The 23,399-nt window shown below is 73.3% G+C and carries 20 protein-coding genes and 2 tRNA genes; 6 read left to right on the top strand and 16 right to left on the bottom strand.

Annotated elements, in window-relative coordinates; all coding sequences use genetic code 11:
• Window positions 1-407 precede the first annotated feature (407 nt).
• The gene (gene tyrS / locus ABD948_RS17065) at window positions 408-1,676 is read right to left on the bottom strand and encodes a tyrosine--tRNA ligase (protein ID WP_345268060.1); all 1,269 of its coding nucleotides are present in this window, start codon (window positions 1,674-1,676) and stop codon (window positions 408-410) included.
• Between the two features lie 285 nt (window positions 1,677-1,961).
• Between tyrS and ABD948_RS17070 the strand changes: the two genes are divergently transcribed.
• From ABD948_RS17070 to ABD948_RS17080, 3 genes are all read left to right on the top strand, one after another.
• Window positions 1,962-3,473: a serine/threonine-protein kinase gene (locus ABD948_RS17070; protein WP_345268062.1), complete on the top strand. Its 1,512-nt coding sequence runs from the start codon at window positions 1,962-1,964 to the stop codon at window positions 3,471-3,473.
• A gap of 95 nt (window positions 3,474-3,568) precedes the next feature.
• Window positions 3,569-6,424 carry an ATP-binding protein gene (locus ABD948_RS17075; RefSeq protein WP_345268064.1) on the top strand — a complete coding sequence of 952 codons (2,856 nt, stop codon included), beginning with the start codon at window positions 3,569-3,571 and terminating at the stop codon, window positions 6,422-6,424.
• A 28-nt stretch (window positions 6,425-6,452) separates the two neighbouring features.
• Complete coding sequence (locus tag ABD948_RS17080) at window positions 6,453-6,722, top strand: DUF3072 domain-containing protein (protein WP_345268066.1); 270 nt, start codon at window positions 6,453-6,455, stop codon at window positions 6,720-6,722.
• 7 nt (window positions 6,723-6,729) lie between these two features.
• On the opposite strand, the gene ABD948_RS17085 is transcribed toward ABD948_RS17080, so the two are convergent.
• From ABD948_RS17085 to ABD948_RS17095, 3 genes are all read right to left on the bottom strand, one after another.
• On the bottom strand, window positions 6,730-7,125 hold the full coding sequence (locus tag ABD948_RS17085; protein WP_345268068.1) for a hypothetical protein: 396 nt from the start codon (window positions 7,123-7,125) through the stop codon (window positions 6,730-6,732).
• A gap of 333 nt (window positions 7,126-7,458) precedes the next feature.
• A tRNA-Ile gene (locus ABD948_RS17090) sits at window positions 7,459-7,532 on the bottom strand.
• A gap of 97 nt (window positions 7,533-7,629) precedes the next feature.
• Window positions 7,630-9,231 carry an LCP family protein gene (locus ABD948_RS17095; protein WP_345268070.1) on the bottom strand — a complete coding sequence of 534 codons (1,602 nt, stop codon included), beginning with the start codon at window positions 9,229-9,231 and terminating at the stop codon, window positions 7,630-7,632.
• Between the two features lie 99 nt (window positions 9,232-9,330).
• Here ABD948_RS17095 and ABD948_RS17100 point away from each other — a divergent pair, with 99 nt between their 5' ends.
• Together ABD948_RS17100 and ABD948_RS17105 are read left to right on the top strand one after the other, a co-directional pair.
• Window positions 9,331-10,092: a PIG-L deacetylase family protein gene (locus ABD948_RS17100; RefSeq protein ID WP_345268072.1), complete on the top strand. Its 762-nt coding sequence runs from the start codon at window positions 9,331-9,333 to the stop codon at window positions 10,090-10,092.
• A 61-nt stretch (window positions 10,093-10,153) separates the two neighbouring features.
• A complete protein-coding gene (locus ABD948_RS17105; RefSeq protein ID WP_345268074.1) occupies window positions 10,154-11,161 on the top strand; it encodes a GNAT family N-acetyltransferase in 1,008 nt (335 codons plus the stop codon).
• On the opposite strand, the gene ABD948_RS17110 is transcribed toward ABD948_RS17105, so the two are convergent.
• Window positions 11,119-11,472, bottom strand: coding sequence for a hypothetical protein (locus tag ABD948_RS17110; RefSeq protein WP_345268075.1), 354 nt, complete (start codon window positions 11,470-11,472; stop codon window positions 11,119-11,121). The genes ABD948_RS17105 and ABD948_RS17110 overlap by 43 nt on opposite strands.
• Window positions 11,473-11,550: 78 nt before the next feature.
• Here ABD948_RS17110 and ABD948_RS17115 point away from each other — a divergent pair, with 78 nt between their 5' ends.
• On the top strand, window positions 11,551-12,522 hold the full coding sequence (locus ABD948_RS17115; RefSeq protein WP_345268078.1) for an alpha/beta fold hydrolase: 972 nt from the start codon (window positions 11,551-11,553) through the stop codon (window positions 12,520-12,522).
• A 68-nt stretch (window positions 12,523-12,590) separates the two neighbouring features.
• Here the strand turns inward: ABD948_RS17115 and ABD948_RS17120 are convergent.
• The 11 genes from ABD948_RS17120 to ABD948_RS17170 all read right to left on the bottom strand — a co-directional run bounded on the left by ABD948_RS17120 (window position 12,591) and on the right by ABD948_RS17170 (window position 23,334).
• Window positions 12,591-12,663 (bottom strand) — tRNA-Asn (locus ABD948_RS17120).
• Window positions 12,664-12,714: 51 nt separating this feature from the next.
• Window positions 12,715-13,227 carry a hypothetical protein gene (locus tag ABD948_RS17125; RefSeq protein WP_345268080.1) on the bottom strand — a complete coding sequence of 171 codons (513 nt, stop codon included), beginning with the start codon at window positions 13,225-13,227 and terminating at the stop codon, window positions 12,715-12,717.
• Window positions 13,224-15,107, bottom strand: coding sequence for a DNA primase (gene dnaG, locus ABD948_RS17130; RefSeq protein WP_345268081.1), 1,884 nt, complete (start codon window positions 15,105-15,107; stop codon window positions 13,224-13,226). Before dnaG ends, ABD948_RS17125 begins: the two co-directional genes overlap by 4 nt.
• 26 nt (window positions 15,108-15,133) lie before the next feature.
• Window positions 15,134-16,072, bottom strand: a complete 939-nt coding sequence (locus tag ABD948_RS17135) for a 2-hydroxyacid dehydrogenase (RefSeq protein ID WP_345268083.1) — start codon at window positions 16,070-16,072, stop codon at window positions 15,134-15,136.
• Window positions 16,069-17,337 carry a deoxyguanosinetriphosphate triphosphohydrolase gene (locus ABD948_RS17140; protein WP_345268085.1) on the bottom strand — a complete coding sequence of 423 codons (1,269 nt, stop codon included), beginning with the start codon at window positions 17,335-17,337 and terminating at the stop codon, window positions 16,069-16,071. The genes ABD948_RS17135 and ABD948_RS17140 overlap by 4 nt, the downstream gene beginning before the upstream one ends.
• A gap of 49 nt (window positions 17,338-17,386) precedes the next feature.
• Entirely contained in the window at window positions 17,387-18,316 is a 930-nt protein-coding gene (locus tag ABD948_RS17145; protein WP_345268087.1) for a VldE C-terminal domain-containing protein, read from the bottom strand.
• Window positions 18,317-18,450: 134 nt separating this feature from the next.
• Window positions 18,451-19,608 (bottom strand): tRNA dihydrouridine synthase DusB, encoded by a 1,158-nt coding sequence (gene dusB, locus ABD948_RS17150; RefSeq protein WP_345268089.1) that lies wholly within the window; start codon window positions 19,606-19,608, stop codon window positions 18,451-18,453.
• A gap of 70 nt (window positions 19,609-19,678) precedes the next feature.
• Window positions 19,679-20,698: a TolB-like translocation protein gene (locus tag ABD948_RS17155; protein WP_345268091.1), complete on the bottom strand. Its 1,020-nt coding sequence runs from the start codon at window positions 20,696-20,698 to the stop codon at window positions 19,679-19,681.
• 32 nt (window positions 20,699-20,730) lie between these two features.
• Window positions 20,731-21,462, bottom strand: a complete 732-nt coding sequence (locus tag ABD948_RS17160; RefSeq protein ID WP_345268093.1) for a hypothetical protein — start codon at window positions 21,460-21,462, stop codon at window positions 20,731-20,733.
• 82 nt (window positions 21,463-21,544) lie between these two features.
• The gene (locus ABD948_RS17165) at window positions 21,545-22,942 is read right to left on the bottom strand and encodes a glycine--tRNA ligase (protein ID WP_345268095.1); all 1,398 of its coding nucleotides are present in this window, start codon (window positions 22,940-22,942) and stop codon (window positions 21,545-21,547) included.
• Window positions 22,943-23,013: 71 nt separating this feature from the next.
• Complete coding sequence (locus ABD948_RS17170) at window positions 23,014-23,334, bottom strand: antibiotic biosynthesis monooxygenase family protein (protein ID WP_345268097.1); 321 nt, start codon at window positions 23,332-23,334, stop codon at window positions 23,014-23,016.
• Window positions 23,335-23,399 lie beyond the last annotated feature (65 nt).

The raw sequence follows: 23,399 nt of genomic DNA on the forward strand, positions 1-23,399 counted from the left end.
CAACCACACCCACACACCCCACCCAACCCACCACAAAGGCAGACCAGACAAGACACACAGATGCAGTCGCACAAACTTCCATCGACTATCTGACACACTGTTGAGTTCTCAAGAATCAGACGCACACGCTGAGCCGCTTCCACGACTCCCACGCAGCTGATCTGCTCCACCCGCTCCACGAGCCCGGGCCGAGGATCTCGTTCGTGCTGAGGTCCGTGGCACCGGGGGCGGTGCGAGGGGATGTCTACCGGGGGCCGGGAGCCCGGCGCTTCGGCCTTGCTCCCCGCCGCTCCCTGGCGACAGGTGAAACATTAGGGCACGCCAGGTGACGCGTGCAAATCGGGTGGCGGTGACCCGCGCCACAGGGGGCACACGGGCCCCTGTGGCCCCGTTGGTGGGCCTGGCCCTCAGGTCAGGCGCACACCGGCGAAGCGCTTCTTGCCCCGCCTCAGCACCAGGAGCGACCCGGCGAGCAGGTCCCTCTCGGCGACGACGGTCTCGGCGTCCGGTACCCGCTCGTTGTTGAGGTAGGCACCCCCCTCGGCGACGGTGCGCCGCGCCTCGCTCCGGCTGGCGCACAGTCCGGTGCCGACCAGCAGGTCCACCACCGCCGGCCACCCGTCGGCGGCGGCGACCTCGACGGTGCCCGTCTCGGCGAGCGCCGCGGAGAGCGTGGCGGGGTCCAACGCGTGGAGGTCCCCCCCACCGAACAGTGCGGCGGCCGCCGCCGTCGCCTGCTCGGTCTCGCGCCGACCGTGCACGAGCGTGGTGACCTCGTCGGCGAGCGTGCGCTGCGCCAGCCTCAGGAACGGCTTCTCGGCGTGCTCGCCCTCGATCCGCTCGATCTCCTCGCGCGGGAGGAAGGTGAAGATGCGCAGCAGCTCCCCCACCTTCTCGTCCTCGGCGTTGAGCCAGAACTGGTGGAAGGCGTAGGGGGAGAGCATCTCGGGGTCCAGCCACAACGCCCCGCCCTCGGTCTTGCCGTACTTCGTGCCGTCGGCCTTGGTGATGAGTGGTGTCGCGAAGGCGTGGGCGCGCACGCCGTCGGCGCGGCGCAGGAGCTCCACTCCCCCGGTGAGGTTGCCCCACTGGTCGGACCCGCCGAACTGGAGCGTGACCCCGTGCCGACGGTGGAGCTCGAGGAAGTCCATGGACTGCAGCAGGACGTAGCTGAACTCCGTGTAGCTGATGCCGGCCTCCAGCCGGGTGCGCACGACGTCGCGCGCGAGCATCCGGTTCACCGGGAAGTGCTTGCCGATGTCGCGCAGGAAGTCGATGGTCGAGAGTCCGCGGGTCCAGTCGAGGTTGTCGACCATGGTGGCGCCGTTCTCGCCCTCGAAGGAGAGGAAGCGCTCGATCTGCGCGCGCACCCGCCCCACCCACTCGCGCACGGTCTCCTCGGAGTTGAGGGTGCGCTCGCCACTCTCGCGAGGGTCGCCGATCATCCCCGTGGCGCCCCCGACCAGCGCGAACGGCGTGTGCCCCGCCAGCTGGAGACGCCGGGCGGTCAGGATCTGCACGAGGTTGCCCAGGTGCAGGCTGGGGGCGGTGGGGTCGAAGCCCACGTAGTAGCGCACTCCCCCGGCCAGCGCCTCGCGCAGGGCCTCGCGGTCAGTGGAGTGCGCGACGAGGCCGCGCCACTCGAGGTCGTCGAGGAGGGTGGGGTCGACGTGCACGGAGTGCCTTTCTCGTGGGGCCCGGGAGGGTCCCGTGCCGGGCCGGCTCACCGCCGGCGAGTGGGGTTGACACCCCCCAGCCTGCCGCACGCGGGGGCCCGGGTGGTCCAGCGGCACGTGACACGGACCCGTCCACGGGGTACCCCTCTGCCTGGCGCCTACGCTCGTCGTCGTGCCCCCGGGCACGCGGCGAGGGTGGGCCCCGGGACACGGCCCGCCCGACCGGGCGACAGCGAGCTGCGGAGACGCAGGGACGGGTACGAGGTGGGACACCAGGTGACCGAGGTGATCGGCGGACGCTATTCACGCGATCGAGTGGTCGGACGCGGCGGCATGGGCGCGGTGTGGTTCGGGCGCGACGAGCTGCTGGGGCGCCCGGTGGCGGTCAAGCGGCTCGGCGGGCAGGTGGGTGTCGACAACACCGACGCCGAACGCGCCGAGCGCGAGGCGCGCATCGCCGCCCGCATCGTGCACCCCAACGTGGTGGCGGTCTTCGACCTCGTCGACGCCGAGGACGGACTCTGGCTGGTCATGGAGTACGTCGCCGGCAGCACGCTGAGCGAGCGCATCAAGGCCGCGGGACGGCTGACGCCCGACGAGTCCGCCGCCGTGCTCGCCCAGGCGGCCGAGGCACTGACCGCCGCCCACGAGGCCGGCGTCGTGCACCGTGACGTCAAGCCGTCCAACATCCTGGTGACCGAGGACGGGGTTGCCAAGCTCTCCGACTTCGGCATCGCCCGGGCCGAGCAGGACCCCTCGCTCACCGCCACCGGTCTGGTGACCGGCTCGCCCGCCTACATCTCCCCCGAGGTCGCCTCCGGACGCCCCGCGACCCCCGCCAGCGACGTGTGGTCGCTCGGCGCGACCGCCTTCCACGCACTCACGGGCCACCCGCCCTACGACGTCGGGGACAACGTCCTCGGGGCGCTCTACCGGATCGTGCACGAGCAGCCGCCCGAGCTGGCGGACGGCGGCTGGCTGGCACCGCTGGTGCGCGGCACGATGGTGCAGGACCCGGCGGCACGCTGGTCGATGGTGCAGGTGACCGAGTTCCTCCACGCCGGCCCCGACCGCAGCGCCCAGGTCTCGGTCCCGGTCTCGGTCTCGGCTCCGGGACCCACGCCCTCCTCCTCGACCCTGGAGGAGCCGCCGACGGCGCTCGCCCCGGTCCTGGCGGGTGCCGGCCCCGTCATCGACGAGGCAACCACCCAGGTGGCCCCGACCCCGGCCGCGGCCCCGGCACCCCCGCCGGTGATCCCCCCCGGGCGCCCCGGCTCCGAGGGAGGGCGTCGGGCCGCCCGCCCCGGGCGCGCGCTGCCCGTGGTGGTCGGCGTCGTCCTGCTCGCCGTCACGGTGCTCGTGGCGCTGCTGCTGCTCACCGGCGGCGACGACGAGCAGCAGACGCCGTCCGCCGGCGGCTCCACCTCGGCGACGGGCGAGCCGAGTCCCTCGCAGGGCAGCCCCTCACCCAGCGAGCCGGCGGCACCGACCGCCGACGAGATGGAGTCCTACGTGGCCGACTACGTCAGCCTGGCGGCCAGCGACCCGAGCGCGGCCTTCGACCAGCTGACCCCGGCCTACCAGCGCGCCAGCAACGGCTTCCCGGGGTACGAGGGGTTCTGGGGCGGCGTCACCGACGTGAACGTGCGCTCGGCCACCGCCGACCCCGACACCCTGACCATCACCTACGAGTACAGCTACCGGTTCGAGGGCCGTCAGCGTCGCGACACCGTCCGGATGACCCTCGAGCAGACCGACGACGGCGCCCTGCTGATCGCTGGGGCCGACACGCTCTGACGACGAGCCGACGACGAGCCGAGGCTGAGCCGGGACGGGCGTTCGTGCCCCCGGCCTCCGCCGGCGGCACTACGGTGGACGCCGGGAGGCGCACGGTGGACCACGAGGACCTGTTCGGACAGATCGTCCGCGGCTTCGCCGACGGCATCGTCGCGCTCGACGCCACCGGCCGCGTCGACTTCGCCAACCCCAGCGCCGAGGAGCTGCTGGGAGTCTCGCCCCTGGCGGGGCGGCACGTCGACGACTTCCTCGACGAGCAGGGCCGCCGCGAGTCGGCCGAGCACCTGCGGCGGGCCGCCGGAGGCGAGTTCCTGGCCCACGAGGTCGACACCATGCTGGTCCGGGGGGACGGCCAGCCGCTGTGGGTGCGGCTGCGCCAGAGCCGACGCCTCGACGGCGGGCGACCCGCGGGGGTCATCCTGCGGCTGAGCGACAACGACGAGTCCAAGCGGCTCTCGGACCAGATCGCCACCAGTCGCGCCGAGCTGATGCGCGCCGAGCGGATCGCCCGGATGGGCAGCTGGACGTGGGAGGTCGCCTCCAACCAGGTGGCGTGGACCGAGGGGCTGCAGGAGCTGTACGGCGAGCGGACGGCCGACCTGGTGTCGGTCTCGCAGGACCGCCTGCGGTCGATGACCCACCCGGAGGACCACAAGCGACACACCCAGGCCTACGAGGGACTGATCTCCGGCGCCACCCCCGAGATCGACATCGAGATCCGTCAGCTGGGCGGGGAGGGGTGGATGTGGGTGCGGATGCGCGCCGTCGGCACCTACGACGACGCCGGACGCCTGCTCCGGGTGGCGGGCACCCACCAGGACATCACCCGGGCCCGGGACACCGACAACCAGCTGCAGGACCTGGTCACGCAGAACTCGCTCATGCAGGCGGTGGCGACCGCCGCCAACGAGGCCACGACGCTCGACGAGGTGCTCGCGCAGGCCCAGCACCTGGTGGTGCTGCACGACGACTGGGAGCGGGCCCGCGCCTTCGTGCCCACCGCCGACGCGACCGGTGTCGAGCCGCACTACGTGAGCGAGTCGGACCTGGCCGCCGACCACGACCGCGCGGAGACCGCCGAGCTGGAGCGGCGCACCGCCCAGGAGTGCTACGCCACGGGCCGCACCGTGTGGGACCCGGTGCACCGCCTGACCATCGCCTTCGCCGTCCGGCTGGGCGAGGAGGTCGTCGCCGTCATCACCATCACCTCCAAGCCTCCGCTCTACCGCCACGACATGATCGTGACGATGGTGGAGCAGGCCGCACTCCAGCTCTCCCGCGTGGCCGAGCGCGAGCGAGCGGCCCAGGAGCTGGCCGCCACCCGCGACCGCGCCCTCGAGGCCTCGCGCCACAAGTCGGAGTTCCTGGCCACGATGAGCCACGAGATCCGCACGCCCCTGAACGGCGTCATCGGGCTCAACGAGCTGCTCCAGCAGACGCCGATGAGCACCCACCAGCAGCACCTGGTCAGCGGCATCGCGGTCTCGAGCCGAGCGTTGCTCGACGTCATCAACGACATCCTGGACTTCTCCAAGATCGAGGCCGGGCACCTCGAGCTCGTGGTCGTGGACCTGGAGGTGCGCGAGGTGCTGGAGCAGGCGGCCAGCCTGCTCGCCGAGAGCGCGCGCGCCGCGGGCGTGGAGCTGGTGGTCTCCTGCAGCCCCGAGGTGCCGGAGGTCCTCGCCGGCGACCCGGTGCGGCTGCACCAGGTGCTGCTGAACCTCGGCAGCAACGCCATCAAGTTCACCGCCGAGGGGTCAGTGGGCATCCGCGCCACCAGCACCGCCTCCCCCGACGGCGGAGCCGTGCTGCGCGTCGAGGTGAGCGACACCGGCATCGGGATCGGGGCCGAGGAGCAGGCCCGGATCTTCAGCCCCTTCACCCAGGCCGACGCCACCACCACGCGCCGCTACGGCGGCACCGGCCTGGGTCTGGCGATCTGCGCCGAGATCGTGCGGGCCTTCGGCGGCGAGCTGGGGGTGGAGAGCGAGCAGGGCAGCGGCAGCACCTTCTGGTTCACCGCCCCGCTGGGTCCTGCCCTCGGCAGGCGCGGCGACCACGCTCCGGCGTCGACACACGCAGCGCCGCAGCCCCAGCAGCCCGAGCCGCCGACCGCGCTGTCGGATCCGGCGCTGGCGCCGGGAGCGGCGGGACCGCCCGTGGGCGCGGGGCAGGTGCTGGTGGTCGAGGACAACGCCGTCAACCGGATCGTCGCGCGCGGGCTGCTCGAGAGCCTCGGCTTCGCCGTCGAGCTGGCCGAGGACGGCAGCGAGGCGCTCGCCATGCTCGAGCGCGGCCGCTACGACGTCGTCCTCATGGACCTGCAGATGCCCGTGCTCGACGGCTACGCGGCGACCCGGGAGCTGCGGGCCCGTGAGCGCGACCGCGGGTCACGACGGCTGCCGGTCGTGGCGATGACCGCGGCGGCCGTGACCGGGGAGCGCGAGCGGTGCCTGGCCGCGGGCATGGACGACTTCCTCACCAAGCCCGTGGCGCTGGCCACCCTGGCCGGCGTCCTGGCCCGCTGGGTGCCGACCGTCGAGGCGGTCATGGCCTCGGCGCCTCGGCTGCCGGACGACGCACCCACCAGCCCCCACCTGGACCTGCTGAGGCTCGAGGAGCTGCGCGAGCTCTCCCCCGGCGACACCGGCTTCCTCGACCGGGCCATCGACGGCGTCCTGGACCGCGCGCCGGCGACGGTGGCCGACCTGCGGCGCGCGGTGGCGCAGGCCCAGGCAGCCACCCTCGCCAGCACCGCCCACGCCCTCAAGGGCAGCGCGCTCAACCTCGGACTGGTCACCATCGGCGAGCAGTGTCGGGCTCTCGAGGCGCTGGGGCGCTCCGGCACCCTCACCGGCGCCCCGGCGATCCTCACCGAGCTGGAGCCGACGCTGGAGAGCACGCTGACGGCGCTGCGGGCCTACCGGGACTGGTACCACGCGAGCGCGTGAGGGCCGACGAGGTGGGTACCGGCAGCCCATGAGCGATTCGAACACCAGTGCGACCCCCGACGACGCGGCTCCCGAGATGCTGGGAGCCGAGACCCCCGACCCCACCGCCACCGAGAAGGACCCCGAGCAGTGGGTCACCGGCGACGAGCCGATGACCGGCGCCCAGCGCAGCTACCTCGACACGTTGGCCCGTGAGGCCGGCGAGACCATCTCGGCCGACCTGACCAAGGCCGAGGCCTCCGAGCACATCGAGCGCCTGCAGGCCGCCACCGGGCGCGGCGACCCCAGCGGGGCCTGAGGCGCGTTCAGGTCCGCTCGGCGAAGATCGCCATCACGTACCAGGTCCCGTCGGCCGCCTGGCGGGCCGCCGAGGCCTGGATGCGCCAGCGCCGGTCGAGCACGAGGTCGCGCGCGTAGCGCAGGTAGACGTGCTGCAGGGTCCTGGTGCCGTCGGACCCGCCGACCGCGCTCTGCTGGGTGACGGCGTGGAGGTCGCACCGACGGTCCACCTCGCTCACGGAGACGGTGTCGTTGACGTCTCCGGCGGCGGCCATCCGGTGCGCGGAGGCGGCGGCGAGCCTCGTCATGCACGTGTCGACGCCCAGGCGCCGACGGTCCGCCTGCGCGCGGGCCCGGTTGACGGCGCGGTTGAACTGCGAGGCGTAGGTCGTCGGGCTGACGTCCCGGGACACGGAGGACACGGAGGACACGGCAGACGCGGACGAGCTCTCATCTGCGGCGGCAGACGTGTTCGAGACGCCGCAGATCAGGGCGGCGATCAGGGCGGAGGTCGCCGCGAGCGGGGCGAGGGACGGACGCATGAGGGCTCCAAGCTGGGGGGAACGAGGACCCACACGCTAGGGCGCCATCGAACCGATCGTGCGCGGTTCGGCCTGATGAGCGCCCGGGGTCCGTACCAGGCGCATCTCACCGTGACCTCACGCCTCGTCGCGACGTTGAGCCGGGGTTTGCGCCCGCTGGCAGCCCCGAGTGGTGGTCGGCTCGCGGCCAGGGTGGGACACGGCCTCGCCCGGTAGGGCGGGTGGGGCTCGAACCCACGACCCAAGGATTATGAGTCCTCTGCTCTAACCGACTGAGCTACCGCCCCGCGTGATCGCCCGCGAGCCTACCGAGCGGGCGACTCGGCACCCACCGTGGTCCGCGGAGGCTCCGTCCACCCACGACTCACCGGGAGGCGGCGTACCTCACTCGCCTGCCGTGGTGGTGACGTCCTCGTCGCCCTCGGGGGCGTAGGCGCAGACGTCGACGGGCTTGACGGCCTCGCGCTCGATCGCGGGGGCACCCGGCTTGCGCTTGGGCGGGCGCAGCGTGTTCTCGACCGTGGTCTGCACGTAGTCGAAGTCGGGGTCGCCGGAGAAGAACTTCTCGGAGTTGCGGAAGACCACCGAGCGCAGCGGCTGGTCCTTGACCTTGAGCGCCAGCTCGACGAAGGCCGGCGCCAGGTCGCGGGGGATGTCGGTGTAGACGACGTCCTCGCCGGCGGCGGCCAGCTCCTGGTAGCGCCGGAACAGGTTGAGCGGGTTGGCCTCCTCGATGATGGCGTCGACCATGCAGCGCTGGCGCTCCATGCGCTCGTAGTCGTCGCTGCCCCAGCGCCCGCGGGCGAACCACAGGGCGTGGAAGCCGTCGAGGCGCTGGTCGGGGCCGGGGTCGAGGTAGCCGGTGGGCGGGATGCCGAGATCGGTGTTGCCGTTGATGGCGACCGGCTCGTTGATGTTGACCGTCACGCCGCCCATGGCGTCGACGATCTGCTCGAAGCCGCGCAGGTTGACCAGCAGGTAGTAGTGGATCGGGATCCCGAGGCTGCCGGCGACGGCCTGCTTGAGCGCGTCCGCGCCCTCGTTGTCGCTCTTGCCGAGGACGCCGGGGTGCAGCTCGGGGACGGTCTTGTAGACCGCGTTCAGCATGTAGGTGGCGTCGTCGCCGTAGCCGCCGAACCCGTCGGGGTAGAGGTCGTGCAGCGGACTGCTCTCGGGGAACTGCGCGTCCATCATGTTGCGCGGCAGGCTGAACAGGGCGCTGCGACCGCTGGAGGTGTTGATGCTCAGCACCATGATCGTGTCGGTGCGCACCCCGGTGCGGTCCTCGCCGCCGTCACCGCCCAGCAGCAGCACGTTGACCCGGTCCTGACCGCCCCAGGGGTCCTCGGGCGTGACGTCCTCGGGCGTCGTCGCGCTCTCGTTGTCGCTGTCGTCGAGCACGCCGGCGACCACGTCGGCCTGGGCCAGCGAGTTGCGCGCGGTGTAGTAGGTCGGGGCGGCGACGGCCAGGCACAGCCCCACGACCAGGGTGTGGCCCAGCGCGGTCTGCCAGCGGCGTCGCTGCCGCGGCCGCACCAGGCGGTGGGAGGTGACGACGACGAAGGCCCAGGTGAGGAAGCCGATCGCGACGACGGCGGCGGCCAGCCGCAGCCGAGCAGGGTCGAAGGCGAGCTCGAGGGCCTCGCGGGTGCCGCGACCGGCCACGTAGTAGAGGCCGCCACCGAGCAGGGCCAGGTACCCGAGCAGCACCAGCGCGCCGAGGGCGCGTCGACCGGCGAAGAGGTAGCCCGAGCCGGGGACGGCGGCGCCGAGCACCGTCATGCCGAGCATGCCGGGCACCGAGCGGGTGCGCCGGCGGGGTCGCAGCACGCGTCGGCCACCGCGCGGGGTGCCGCGGCGCGCTCCCGGGGCGCGGCGCCACGGCGTGCTGGGCCGCGTGGACGCCCGGCGCGAGGCAGAGCGCGCCGCACGGCGCACGCCGGAGGGGCGCGGCGGATCGCTCGGCTCGGTGGCCGGGTCGGTCATGGGAGCCTCGAGGGGACGACGACGGGTGGTCGGTGCTGGTGGAAAAATAACACCGCGAGCGGCATGGCCGCCGCAGCAGCGCGGTGCCATGCTCGCCGCATGAGCCAGGAGCACGCGGAGGAGCGCCCGAGCGCGCTGGAGCCGCTCACCGAGGCATGGGACCGCGCGCTGTGCGTGGTGGCCCACCCCGACGACCTCGAGTTCGGTGCGGCCGCGGCGGTGGCGCGCTGGACCGGGCAGGGCAAGACGGTCACCTACTGCATGGTCACCAGCGGCGAGGCCGGCATCGACGCCCTCTCCCCCGCGGACTGCCGGGCGGTGCGGGAGGCCGAGCAGGTGGAGTCGGCGCGGCTGGTCGGAGTCGACGTCGTCGACTTCCTCGGTCTGCCGGACGGCGTGCTCGAGTACGGCGTGGCGCTGCGGGCGGCGATCGCCCGCGAGGTGCGCCGGCACCGGCCCGAGGTCGTCGTCACGAGCAACTTCCGCGAGACCTGGGGTGGGCGCAACCTCAACCAGGCCGACCACGTCGCGGTGGGCCGCGCCGTCGTCGACGCCGTCCGGGACGCCGGCAACCGCTGGGTCTTCGACGACCAGCTCACCGAGGGCCTCGAGCCCTGGGGCGGGGTCGGCGAGGTGTGGGCGTTCGGCTCGCCCGAGGCCACGCACGCCGTCGACACCACCGCCACCTTCGACGCCGGGGTCGCCTCGCTGGAGGCCCACCGCGCCTACATCGACGGTCTGGGCTGGGAGGACTTCGACGCGCGCGAGTTCCTGGAGGGGATGGCGCGCCAGGCGGGCGCCCGGCTGGGGACGACCTTCGCCGCGCCGTTCGAGGTCTTCCCGATGGGCTGGGGCGAGTAGCCGGCACGCGCTCGGAAAGTCCCTGGCCCTCGGGGCGCCGGGATACCTACGCTCGCTGCTCGTGACCTCCACTGCCGCCGGCGTCACCCTGCGCCCCCTGACCACCGACGACATCCCTGCGCACGCCGCGCTGCTGGCTGCGTGCGAGGCGGTCGACGACACCGGCGAGCACTACAGCGCGGCCGACCTGGTCGAGGAGTACGCCAACCCCGACCTCGACCCCGCCCAGGACATCGTCGGAGCGTGGTCGGGCGAGGAGCTGGTGGGCTACGCGCTCGTCTACCCGCGCTCGACCGACGGCACCCACCAGCGGGTGCACCTGGAGGGGATGACGCACCCCGAGCACCGCGGTCTGGGCATCGGGTCCCTGCTGGTGGGCGCGATGCTCGCCCGCGCCGACGCCGTGCACGCCGAGCGGCACCCGGACCTCCCGCTGCGCCTCGGCGTCCACGGCGTGAGCACCAACAGGGCGCAGGAGGAGCTGCTCGCCGAGCACGGACTCGTGCCCGACCGGTGGAGCTTCGCCATGCGGGTGCGCCTGCCCGTCGGTGCGGCCGCTCCCCCGTCGCTGCCCGAGGACCTGGCGCTGCACACCTGGACGCCCGAGCTGGACCCGGCGCTGCACGCCGCCCACAACGAGGTCTTCCTCGACCACCCGGGCTTCACCCCCTGGACCGAGGTGATGTGGGAGCAGTGGGTGCGCGGCTCGCGCAGCTTCCGACCCGACGTCACGCTGCTCCTGACGCCCCGCGACCGCCCCGACCACGTCGTCGCCTACGTGCAGACCAGTGAGTTCGACGCCCACCAGGAGGCCACCGGCCGCCGCGAGGCCTACGTGGCCAAGGTGGGAACCCGGCGCGAGCACCGCGGACGCGGCCTCGCCGCGCTGCTGCTCGGCGAGGCGCTGAGGCGCTACGCCGACGCCGGGTACGACGAGGCCGCGCTCGACGTCGACTCCGAGAACCCGACCGGTGCGCTCGGGCTGTACCGGCGCGCCGGTTTCGAGGTGGAGCGGCGCTTCACGACCTACGCGCTGGTGCGCCCGCCGCTCGCCGAGGGCGGAGCCTGAGCCAGCACCTGCTCGAGCACCTCGGCGCCGGCGGCCGCCACCAGGGCGCGCTGCTGGTCGCCGCGGGAGCGGTGGTCGCGCTCGGCGAGGCGCAGGTCCGCCGCCTCGTCCCCCACGAGTCGGCGCTCCTCGTCTGCTCCCAGCACGCGCCGGTCCACCTCGGTGACGGGGCCTGCCGCGGGGATCGGCACGGCCTCGGCGTTCTCGACGGCGGCGATGGCGGTGCGCAGGGCACTGACCGCGGCGGTGTCGCGCTCGCGCCGGGCGCGCAGCAACCGTGAGCGGAGGGACTCGCGCAGCGGGGAGGTCATGGTCGGGGACAGTAGGTGCTGCGGCTTCGGCACCGCCATCGCATATCGTCCGCCGCGCGTCCGTGGTTGGCTCGCGGCATGAGCCTGGACGATCGCCCCGCCGCCCACGGGATGCTGCCGGTGGATGGGGACACCGAGGTGTACTGGGAGGAGTGGGGCCGCGCGGACGGGGTGCCGGCGCTCTACCTCCACGGCGGGCCGGGCGGCGGGCTGGGTCGCAGCGCCTACCGCCAGCGGTTCGACCTGGACCGGATGCGGGTCGTGGGGCTCGAGCAGCGCGGCTGCGGGAGGTCGACACCGCACGCCAGCGACCCGTCGGTACCGCTGACCCGGCAGACGACCGCACACCTGGTGGAGGACGTCGAGCGCCTGCGCCAGCACCTCGGGATCGAGTCGTGGGTGGTCGACGGGGTGTCGTGGGGCTCCACCCTGGCGCTGGCCCACGCCCAGGCGCACCCCCAGCGGGTGCTCGGCATCGTGCTGTTCGCGGTCACGACGACCAGCCGCCAGGAGGTCGACTGGATCACCGAGGGTGTCGGGGCCGTCTTCCCCGAGGCGTGGGACCGGTTCGCCCGCCACGCGGAGGCCGCCGAGATCGGCTACCGCCGCGGGGAGGGACGCCTCGTCGAGGCCTACGCGACCCTGTTGGAGTCCCCGGACCCGGCGGTGCGGGACGCGGCGTCCTGGGAGTGGGCACGGTGGGAGGACACCCACGTCTCCATCGGGGCCGGCGGCGTGCACAGCGATCCGCGCTGGCAGGACGACCGGTTCCGCCACGCCTTCCTGCGCCTGACGGCGCACTACTGGTCGCACGACGGCTTCTGCGACCCGCCGCTGCTGGACCGGACGGAGCTGCTGCGCGACATCCCCGCCGTCCTGATCCACGGACGCCGCGACATCTCCTCGCCGGTGGTGACGGCCTGGGAGCTGCACCGTCGCTGGCCGGGCTCGCAGCTGGTGGTCGACGAGGGCGACGGCCACGGCGGGGCCTCGATGGTGCAGCGGTGGCGTGCGGCGAACGACGCCCTCGCCGGGCGGTTCGGTGGGTGAGCGCCGACCGCGGGAAATGGTCGAGGGCTCCTGACCTGTCGTGACAGGTCAGGAGCCCTCGTCTCGTGCTCCCCCGGTTGGACTCGAACCAACAACCCTCCGATTAACAGTCGAATGCTCTGCCAATTGAGCTACAGGGGATCGCGCCGGCATACCGTAGCAACTGCCCCGGGTGCACAGAAAATCGAGTGCTCAGACCAGGCCGACGTCGGCCTGCGCGTGGCGCAGCTCGGCCTCGGCGAGGCGGCGCACGCGGGGGTCGTCGGGGTCGACGCCCTCGTCGAACTCGTAGACCCAGAACAGCTCGCCGCGCCCGTGCGGGGCGCGCCGGGCGATCACGCGCAGCCCGCGGCGACCGCGCACGACGACGTGGCGCTGCAGCACGACGCTGGCGGTCACGCGCTCACGGACCAGCTGCAGCAGCCGCTCGGCCTCCTCGAGGCGGTGCTCGTGCGCCGCTCGCGCCTCGCCCCAGGTGCCGACCTCGGTGACGCGCAGCGTCTCGGTGTCGGCGTCCCAGTCGGCGGCCTCGACCTGCTCCCACGGCACCCGCCGCTCCCCCACGTACAGCGCGTCACGGGTGCCGGCGACGACGACGCCCGCCTCGCCGTCCTCGTCGACACCCGTGGCCCAGGCCAGCACCTTCTCCCCGGGCCCCACCGGCACCGAGGTGGCCGGGCCGGTGCTGCGCCGCAGCCGCCTCACGCCGCACCCACGATGTGGTCGCGCAGCACCCGGCGGTGCTGCTCCAGGGCGGCCAGCTCGCCGAACATCCGGTTGTACTCGGCGGCCTGCTGCACCGGGTTGGTGCGCTGCAGCGTGGCCTTGACCTCGCCGATGCGCCGCAGCACGGTCAGCTCCAGCAGCCGGAACACGTGGTGCGCCACGTAGGCGGCGTCGGGCTCCTTGGCCGTCTGCAGGGGCTCGACGGCCAGCGCGCTCACCTCCGAGGCCACCCGCGGCTCGCGGGCCGCCTGCTGCAGCCGCTGCGCCCAGCCGGCGTCGTCCGCACCCGCCACCAAGCCGCCGGCGACCGCCACCAGCTCCCACACGGCGCGGTAGAGCGGGTGGGTGAAGTCGTTGGCGCCGATGTCGGCGGTGGTGCGTCCGATCGCGATGGGGTGCTGGATGGCCAGCTGCAGCACCGCCCGCTCGATGGCGAAGCGCGGGTCGCGCGGGTCGGGCATCGAGCCGCGCTGCGCGGGCGCTGGGGCGGGGGCCGGGGCCGACTGGCCGGGGCGCCGCATCGCGCGGTCGACCTCGGTCTGCACGTCGAGCGGGTCGACGCCGGTGAGCGCCGCGATGTCGCGGGCGAAGGAGCTGCGGGCCACCGAGGCGTCGCGGCTGCTCACCACGAGCGACGCCGCCTCCCGCACCGCAGCCACGCGGGCGTCGGCCCGGTCCAGGTCGTACTTCTCCACCACGTTGCGCAGCACGAAGCGGTACAGGGGCTCGCGCCGCGCGACCAGGTCGCGCACGGCCGTGTCGCCGTCGCGGATCCGCAGCTCGCACGGGTCGAGGCCCTCGGGCTGCACGGCCACGTAGGTCTGCGCCACGAACTTCGCGTCGCCCTTGAAGGTCTTGAGCGCAGCCGCCTGGCCGGCGGCGTCGCCGTCGAAGGTGAAGATCACCTCGCCGCGGAACTCCTCGTGGTCCATCAGGAAGCGCCGCAGCACCCGGGTGTGCTCCTCGCCGAACGCGGTGCCGCAGGAGGCGACGGCGGTGGTGATGCCGGCCAGGTGGCAGGCCATCACGTCGGTGTAGCCCTCCACGACCACCGCCTGGTAGCTGCGACCGATCGAGGTGCGGGCCAGGTCGATGCCGTAGAGCACCTGGCTCTTCTTGTAGAGGCTGGTCTCGGGGGTGTTGAGGTACTTCGCCTCGATCTTGTCGTCGTCGAACAGGCGCCGTGCGCCGAAGCCGATCGTCTGGCCGCTGGGCTCGCGGATCGGCCACAGCAGGCGGCCGCGGAACCGGTCGTAGGGCGAGCGCTGCCCCTGGGCCACGAGTCCCGCGGCGATGCTCACTCCGTCGTCGATGCGCTTGCTCCGCAGGTGGCGCAGCAGCGCCTCGCCGTCGCGGGGGGCGAAGCCGATGCCGAAGTGCAGCGCGGCGTCGTGGTCGAAGCCGCGGTCGGCGAGGAACTGCCGGCCCACGGCGGCGTCAGGGCCCTCGAGCTGCTCGGCGTAGAACTCCTGCGCGATCCGGTTGGCCTCCACCAGCCGCTGCCGGGGCGGGCCCTTGGGCCGCTCGCCACCGCCCCCGCCACCGATGCCGTCCTCGATCCGGCGCAGCTGCACGCCGGTCTTGTCGGCCAGCCGCTCGACGGCCTCCACGAAGGAGAGACCGTCGATCTTCATCAGGAAGTCGATCGCGGTGCCGGACTCCTGGCAGCCGAAGCAGTGGAACAGCCCGCGGCTCGGCGTCACGTTGAACGACGGCGACTTCTCGTCGTGGAAGGGGCACAGCCCCTTCATGTTGCCGCCGCCGGCGTTGCGCAGGGTCACGTAGTCGCCGATCACCTCGTCGATGCGGACCTTGTCGCGCACCTCCTGGATGTCGTCCTCTCGGATCCGGCCGGCCACCCGGCGATCCTACGGGCGCACCGCGACTACCCGCCCACCACGTTCCACAGGTCCTCCCCCGCGGCCCACCGGTGCAGCTGACCGCTCACCAGCCGGTGCGCACGCGGCCACATCGCGCTGCTGGCGCCGCCCACGTGGGGCGTCACCAGCAGGCCCGGGCAGCCCCACAGGGGGTGCCCGTCGGGCAGCGGCTCGGGGTCGGTGACGTCGAGGGCCGCCAGCACCCGCTCCTCGCGCAGCGCCTCGACCAGGGCGTCGGTGTCGACGACGGCGCCCCGGGCAGCGTTGACGAGCAGCGCACCGGGCCGCATCGCTCGCAGGAAGTCGGCGTCGACGAGCCCGCGGGTCTCGTCGGTCAGCGGCACCACGAGCACGACGACGTCGGCCTGCGGCAGCAGCGCGGGCAGGTCCTCGATGCCACGCACGTCGTCACGGGCGGTGCGCCCCACCAGCGTCACCTCGGCCTCGAAGGGCCGCACCCGCTGCTCGACCGCCTGCGCGATGGCGCCGGCGCCGACCACGACCACGTGCTTGTCGGCCAGGGCCGGGCGCCACTCGAACGCCCACGTGGCACGGTCCTGCGCCCGCACGAACCCCGGCACCCCGCGCAGCGAGGCGAGCACGAGGGTCAGCACCAGCTCGGCGGTGGAGGCGTCGTGGATGCCGCGGCCGCTGCACAGCGTCACGCCGTCGGGCACCGCGTCGAGGAGGTTGTCGACGCCCGCGGTGAGCGTCTGCACCACCTCCAGACTGCTCATCCGCGCCATCACCTCCGCGGCCGCGGGGTCGGTGCGGTAGGGCGGCACGTAGAGCCGCACCTGCTCCACCGAGTCCGGCACGGACTCCGTGGGGTCGACCACCTCGTAGCGCAGCCCGTCGGGCGCTCCCCCGGCGTCGTCGAGGTCGGCGGGGTCGAAGGGCAGCCACACCAGGGGGCGGTCGTCCTCGCGTTCGGTGCGCGTCATGGCACCAGTCTCGCGTGCCGGGCCACGGCGCTGGCGTCGGTCAGCGAGGCCACCTGGTCGACGACGGCGCGCAGGCGGCCGGCGTCGTCGTCCGCGGCGCGCCAGTCGGCAGCGTAGGCGGGGTCCAGCGCATCGTCGCCGCGCGCCACCAGCACCTCCACCAGCTCGGCCAGCAGGGTGCGCTGGCGGTCGAGCAGCGCGACCCGCTCCTCGGCTCGCATGACGTAGTGGGCGGCCAGGCCCTTGAGCACCGCGATCTCCAGCGCGGTGGTCTCGGGCACCACCAGGTCGGCGCGGTAGCGCGTGAAGGGGCCGGCGCCGGCGGCGAACGTGGCGGCCTGGACGGCGCCGCAGAACCGGCCGATGAGGTCGCTGGTGAGGTTCTTGAGCGCGGCCTGGGCGCGACGACCGCCGTCGTAGGGACGAGTGGGCCAGCCGTCGACGGCCCGCAACCCGGCCAGCACCTCGTCGAGCCGGTCGTCGCTCACCCCGGGGACGTACCACTCGCGCACCGTCTGCCAGACCGCGGCGGTGTCGATCGCCGAGAGGTCGATGCGGCCGGCCACGGTGCCGTCCTCGACGTCGTGCACGGAGTAGGCGACGTCGTCGGCCAGGTCCATCACCTGCGCCTCCACGCACTGGCGCCGACCGACGGCGCCGTCGCGCATCCAGGTGAAGACCGGCAGGTCGTCGGTGTAGACGCCGAACTTGGAGGCCGCCACCACGGTGCCGTCGGCGTGGACGCCGGCCGGCGCACCCGCCTCCGCGCGCGACCAGGGGTACTTGGTGCAGGCGTCGAGGGTGGCGCGGGTCAGGTTGAGACCCACCGTGCGGCCCTCGGCGTCGAAGGTCTTGGGCTCCAGGCGGGTCAGCAGCCTCAGGGTCTGCGCGTTGCCCTCGAAGCCCCCGCACGCGTGCGCGACCTCGGCCAGCGCCCGCTCGCCGTTGTGGCCGAAGGGCGGGTGCCCGAGGTCGTGGGCGAGCGCGGCCGTCTCGGCGATGTCGGGATGGGTGCCGAGCGCGCGCGAGAGGTCGCGGGCCACCTGGGCCACCTCGAGGCTGTGGGTCAGCCGGTTGCGCACGAAGTCGTCGGACTGCGGCCCCACCACCTGCGTCTTGGCGGCCAGCCGCCGCGACGCCGCGGCGTGCACCACCCGCGCCCGGTCGCGCTCGAACGGCGTCCGCTCGGGAGCATCCACGCGCTTGGGTGGCTCGGTGACCAGCCGCTCCCGGGCGTGCTCGTCGTAGTGCTCGTCGGGTGTCATCGTGGCGCGACCCTAGGGCACGGGGCCGACGGCGACCCGACCGTGGGGATCAGTAGACGGTGACGTGCACGTGGTCGTAGTGGTTGGCCGTGGTGGAGCCACGGTCCTCCATGCCACGCCAGCCCTCGCCGGAACGGTCGACCGACCAGATCTGCTGGGAGTAGATGAGGTAGTTGATGCCGAGGTCGGCGTAGTACTCGCGGAGGAACTCCGCGACCTGCCAGCCGCGGTCGCCGGAGACCATGATGTCGACGGCGATGCCCTGGCTGTGCTCGCCGTCGCTGCGGAACGTGCCGTAGGTGGTGATCTCGGGGAACTCGGCGCACACCGCGGCGTGCACGAGCTTGATGTTCTCGGCGACGCCGTCGGGCACGCTGGTGCCGTTGGTGCAGTCCCCGCCCAGCGCGAACGGCTCCTCGGCGGAGAGGTAGCCCGCGGTGACCCAGCGGGGCTTGCCCTCGAGGACGATCTCCTCGCGGCCGTACAGGGCGCGGCCGGTGACCAGCACCTGCTCACCGGCGGCGAGCTCGCCGACCTGCTCGGCCCGGTCGCCCGGCTCGGTCCACAGGTTCAGGGCCTCGGTGGTCCACAGCTTGGTGTCGGCCTGGCGCAGCGCGGTGCGCACGGCGGCCGGGTCGAGCACCTTCTCCAGCTCGGTGGGCTCGGCCGCGGCGGCGATCGCGCGGCGCGAGGCACGGCTCTCGGCGGCGGCGGCAGCGGGGGCCTGGGCCCGGGCGGCGCCGCGGCTCACGGTCTCGGAGCGGTCGCCCAGCGCGGCACCGACGTCGGCGGTGGCCGCGTCGGTGATCTGGGCGCGGGTCACGGGAGACGCGACCTCGATGTCGGCCGCCAGGACCCCCACGCCGATGGCGGAGGCGGTGGCCATGACCGCGAGCGGCGCGGCCAGGGTGCTGGCGCGCAGTCGGGTCGGGATGAACCTGCGGGCATTGGTGTCCCGCTTGTGGCGATGATCAGCCACAGCGACGATCCTTTGCTGTCGGTGTCTCGGACGTGTGCACGCAAACCCCCCGAGGCGTCCGGCACGAAGTTCGAGGAAACAGTGCGGGGACCCGGTTGGTCAATTCGTCAACCACATGTCGAGCGTGTTCCCGCTCACCCACCCGTGGTCTCGCTCACGTCCTCGCCGCCGATGCAGCTCTCGCCGTCGGTCAGGCCGTCGGTGTCGTCGAGCCATCCCTCGGGCAGCACCACCCGCGCGCGCGGCGAGCCCTGACGGCCCCGCGGGGCGCCCAGCTCGCCGACCGGGAACGGCTCGTCGGGGTCGAGGTCGGCCAGCAGCGCGTCGAGGTCGGCGAGGCTGCTCACCAGGCCCAGCGACTTGCGCATCTGCCCGCCGGCGGAGAACCCCTTGAGGTACCAGGTGACGTGCTTGCGGAACTCGATGCAGCCCTTCTCCTCGCCCATGTGCTGCGCGAGCAGCTCGGCGTGGCGCCGCATCATCGTGCGGACCTCCCCCAGCGTCGGCAGCGTGGCCACCTCCTGGCCGCGGAAGGCGGCGGCCAGGTCGCGGAAGAGCCACGGGCGGCCCAGGCATCCCCGCCCGACGACGACGCCGGCGGCCCCGGTCTGCTCGACCATCCGCAGCGCGTCGGCGGCCTCCCAGATGTCGCCGTTGCCGAGCACCGGGATGTCGACGTGCTCGACCAGCGCGCCGATGGCCTCCCAGTCGGCGCGGCCGGAGTAGGCCTGCACCACGGTCCGGCCGTGCAGCGCGATGGCGGCGACCCCCGCCTCCTGGGCGATGCGGCCGGCGTCGAGGTAGGTGAGGTGGTCGTCGTCGAGCCCCTTGCGGGTCTTCATGGTCACCGGCACGCCGTAGGGAGCGGCGGCAGCGACGGTCCGCTCGAGGATCGCGCCCAGCAGGTTGCGCTTCCAGGGCAGCGCTCCGCCGCCTCCCTTGCGGGTCACCTTGGGCACCGGACAGCCGAAGTTCAGGTCCACGTGGGCCACGCCGTACTCGGCGCAGAGGATCTCGGTGGCACGCGCCACGTAGTGCGGGTCGGTGCCGTACAGCTGCACCGAGCGGACGGTCTCGGCGTCGTCGAAGGTCAGCATGCGACGCGTGGTCGCGTCGCCCTCCACCAGACCGCGACTGGTGATCATCTCGCAGACGTACAGGCCGGCACCCTGCTCGGCGCACAGGCGGCGGTAGGCCGCGTTGGTGATGCCGGCCATCGGCGCCAGCACGACCGGCACCTCGACGTGCAGGTCGCCCAGGCTCAGGCCGGGCAGTGGCGGGGCGAGGGTCATGCGCCCATTGTCCGACGTCGACGCCGCCCCGCCCAAACGCGCCGGAGGCCGCCGCCGGCCGTGCGTGGGCTCAGGGCTGCCGGTTCGACCCCGAGACCTGCGTGGGGAAGGTGATGGACCCGGTACCGGCCGGCCCGACCCGGCGGCACGGTCCACCGGCCACGGCGCAGCGCACCATCGCCTGTCGGTCAGGGCCGGCGTCGACGACGGCGAGCACGGCGCCGTTGCCGGCCCAGCCCAGGTTCTGGGTGTAGATCCGGCGACGCGGGACCGGCAGGTCGCGCACCAGGTGCCCGTCGCGCATGCGGCGCACGGTGCCGTCGGCGGAGAGCAGCAGCCGGCCGTCGGGCGAGATCACCAGGGGCTCGGTGCGTGCGGTCCAGGTGCGCTCCCCGGGGTCGCTGAGCGAGGTGGGACCGATCTCGGAGCCGTACCGGGTCGTGCGCACGAACACCACGTCCCGCGCGAGGTCCACCAGTCCGGCGCCCTTGCGGACGAGCCGCTCGACCCGTCCGGTCGCCAGGTCGACCGTGCGCAGGCCACGGTCACCGGTGAGGTAGACGCGGGAGCGGTCGGCCGCCGTCGGGGTCCCGTCCGTCACGTACCTGCTCAGCACCCGGTCGCCGTCGAGGTCGGTGACCTCGAGGCTGAACCCGTCGGCCTGGTCGGAGTACCCGTGCACGACGTGACGGCGGTCCCTGCCCAGCAGCGTGGTGTTCTCGAGGTCGGTCGAGCGGGGACCCAGCCTCGTGGTGCCCTCGGCGGAGAGCAGGTAGAGGTCGGAGTAGGTGGCCACGGCCCAGCCCCGCGGCGTCCTCCCGAGCAGGATCGTGGACTCCCCCTGGCCCGGGCCGACGTCGAGGCGCAGCACCGAGCCGTCGCGCAGGTGCAGGTCGCGGCCCTGCATGTAGACCGCCCCCGCCGGGTTGCCGGCACCGTCGGCGGGTCGCCCGGCAGCGGTGGCGGCACCCCCGGCCGGCGCCAGGAGCAGCCCGAGTGCCAGGGCGGACGCGAGCAGGAGCGCCAGCAGCGGCCCCCGGGTCAGCGGTCGGGTGGGGTGGAGCGGGGCGAGGAGTCCGAGTCGTCTCATGCCCGGTGTGATGCCGCGAGCACCCGATCGGTTCAGCGCGGTGCGTCCTCCTGGGCGCCCCGGTCCTGGCGCCGGCGCTGCTGGTCCTCTCGCTGGTCCGGCTCGGGCACCTCCCACACGATGCCCTCGAACTCCTCGGTGGGACGGAAGGCGACGCCCTGCAGCTCGTCGCCCTCGGGGACCAGCACCACCAGGCAGCGCTCGGCCAGCTCCTGCGGGCCGAACTCCTGCGGGAACAGGCCGTTGCCGGGGCAGGGCTCGAAGCGGGTGGCGAAGCTGGCTGCCGGGACCAGGCTGCCGGAGGCGCCGAGCCCGTACAGGGGTACGGCGCGCCCACCCAGGTCGGACTCCCCCTCGTTGCGCACGGCCACCCGCACGAACCACGGCGTCGTCGCGCGGGTGGCGTCGTCGAGCTGCCAGCCCGCGAACGAGCGGGCGAAGGTGGTGCGCTCGGCCTCGCGGACCTCGACCTCGATGACACCGACCTCCTCCTGCCGCGGCTTCCACGCCACGGTCGCGGCGTCACCGAGCGCGAGCTCGGTGCCGGGGTCGGTCAGCACGACGCCGTCGGGCACCGGCAGCTCGGTGGGCTCGGCAGGCTCGGTCGGCTCGGGCGGTGGCGCCGAGGGGGTCTGCGACGGAGTCGCCGAGGCGGGGTCGCCGTCGGCGCCGCGGTCGAAGAGCACCAGCGCCGTGACGGCGACCGCGAGCACCACCACGAGCGCGACCGTGGCGAGCAGGCTCGAGGTGGGTCGGCGCGTCATGGAGTCGTCCTCACGCAGGACATCATGCCCCCGCGACCTGGGTGGTGTGTCGGATCCGGGCCAGCTGCCGTCCAGCAGCCGGTCAGCAGCCGATCAGGCGCTGGGCGAACCATCCCGAGATCCCCTCGATGGAGATCCGCTCCTGGGTCATGGAGTCGCGCTCGCGCACGGTGACGGCGCCGTCCTCGAGGGTGTCGAAGTCGATCGTGACGCAGTACGGCGTGCCGATCTCGTCCTGGCGGCGGTAGCGCTTGCCGATCGCGCCGGAGTCGTCGAAGTCCACGTGCCAGGTGCGGCGCAGCTCGGCGGCGAGGTCTCGCGCCTTCGGCGAGAGGTCGGCGTTGCGCGAGAGCGGGAGCACCGCCACCTTGACCGGCGCCAGGCGCGGGTCCAGGCGCAGCACCGTGCGGGTGTCGACGCCGCCCTTGGTGTTGGGCGCCTCGTCGACGTCGTAGGCGTCGACGAGGAAGGTCATCAGGCTGCGCGAGAGCCCGGCGGCGGGCTCGATCACGTAGGGCGTGTAGCGCTCGTCGTTGGCCTGGTCGTAGTAGGTGAGGTCCTTGCCGGAGTGCTCGCCGTGGGTGCGCAGGTCGAAGTCGGTGCGGTTGGCGACGCCCTCGAGCTCGCCCCACTCCGAGCCGGCGAAGTTGAAGCGGTACTCGATGTCGACGGTGCGCGTGGAGTAGTGGGAGAGCTTCTCCTGCGGGTGCTCGTAGTGGCGCAGGTTGTCGGCCTTGATGCCGAGCTCGGTGTACCAGCGGGTGCGCTCGTCGATCCAGTACTGGTGCCACTCGGCGTCCTCGCCGGGCTTGACGAAGAACTCCATCTCCATCTGCTCGAACTCGCGCGTGCGGAAGATGAAGTTGCCGGGGGTGATCTCGTTGCGGAAGCTCTTGCCGATCTGGGCGATGCCGAACGGGGGCTTCATCCGGTTGCTGGTCACCACGTTGGCGAAGTTGAGGAAGATGCCCTGGGCGGTCTCGGGGCGCAGGTAGTGCAGCCCGGACTCGTCCTCGACGACGCCGAGGTAGGTCTTGAGCAGGCCGGAGAACTGGCGCGGCTCGGTCCAGGCTCCGCGGGTGCCGCAGTTGGGGCACGCGAGGGTGCTGAGCTCGACGGTGTCGGGGTCCTCGATGCCCTTCTTCTCCGCGAACTGCTCCTGGAGGTGGTCGGCGCGGAAGCGCTTGTGGCAGCTCTGGCACTCGGTGAGCGGGTCGCTGAAGGTGGCGACGTGGCCGCTGGCCTCCCAGGTCTGCCGGGGCAGGATGATCGAGGAGTCCAGGCCGACCATGTCGTCGCGGCTCTGCACCATCGAGCGCCACCACTGGCGCTTGATGTTCTCCTTCAGCTCCACACCCAGCGGGCCGTAGTCCCAGGCCGAGCGGGTGCCTCCGTAGATCTCGCCGCACGGGTACACGAAGCCCCGGCGCTTGGCCAGCGAGACGACGTGGTCGACGGTGGAGGCGGGCGGCTTGGCCACGGGGACAGAGCTCCTGAGGGTGGTGCGGGGTGGGCTGGGGCGGTCGTGCTCGCGCTGGGGGCGGAGCGGCGTCAGCCTAGCGATCGGGCGCCGGCGGTGTTGAGGTCGGTGCCGGGCTCGACGGGCTCGTAGGCGCTGGGCTCGTCGAGGGCGCGCGAGAGCAGCGGGACGGCGTGCAGCTTGACCTCGTAGGAGGAGAGCGCGCGGCGGTAGGCGCCTACGTGCTCCCAGGTGGTGGTCAGCACCCAGAGCTCGGGGTCGTCGAGGTTGCGCCCGATCTGCCCGGAGCGGTAGCCGGGTCGTTCGGCCAGCGTCGCACGGGCCAGCTCGAGGCCGTCGCGGAAGTCGGCGCCCTCCGCCGCGGGCACCCGGAACCTGTTGACGACCAGCACCGTCGCAGCCTACGACCGGGACGCCGGGACCCTTGTTTTGACAATCGTTCTCAGCGAGGCTGAGA

Origin of the sequence: Nocardioides nanhaiensis (assembly GCF_039542785.1) — a bacterium.
Classification (GTDB): Bacteria; Actinomycetota; Actinomycetes; order Propionibacteriales; family Nocardioidaceae; genus Nocardioides; species Nocardioides nanhaiensis.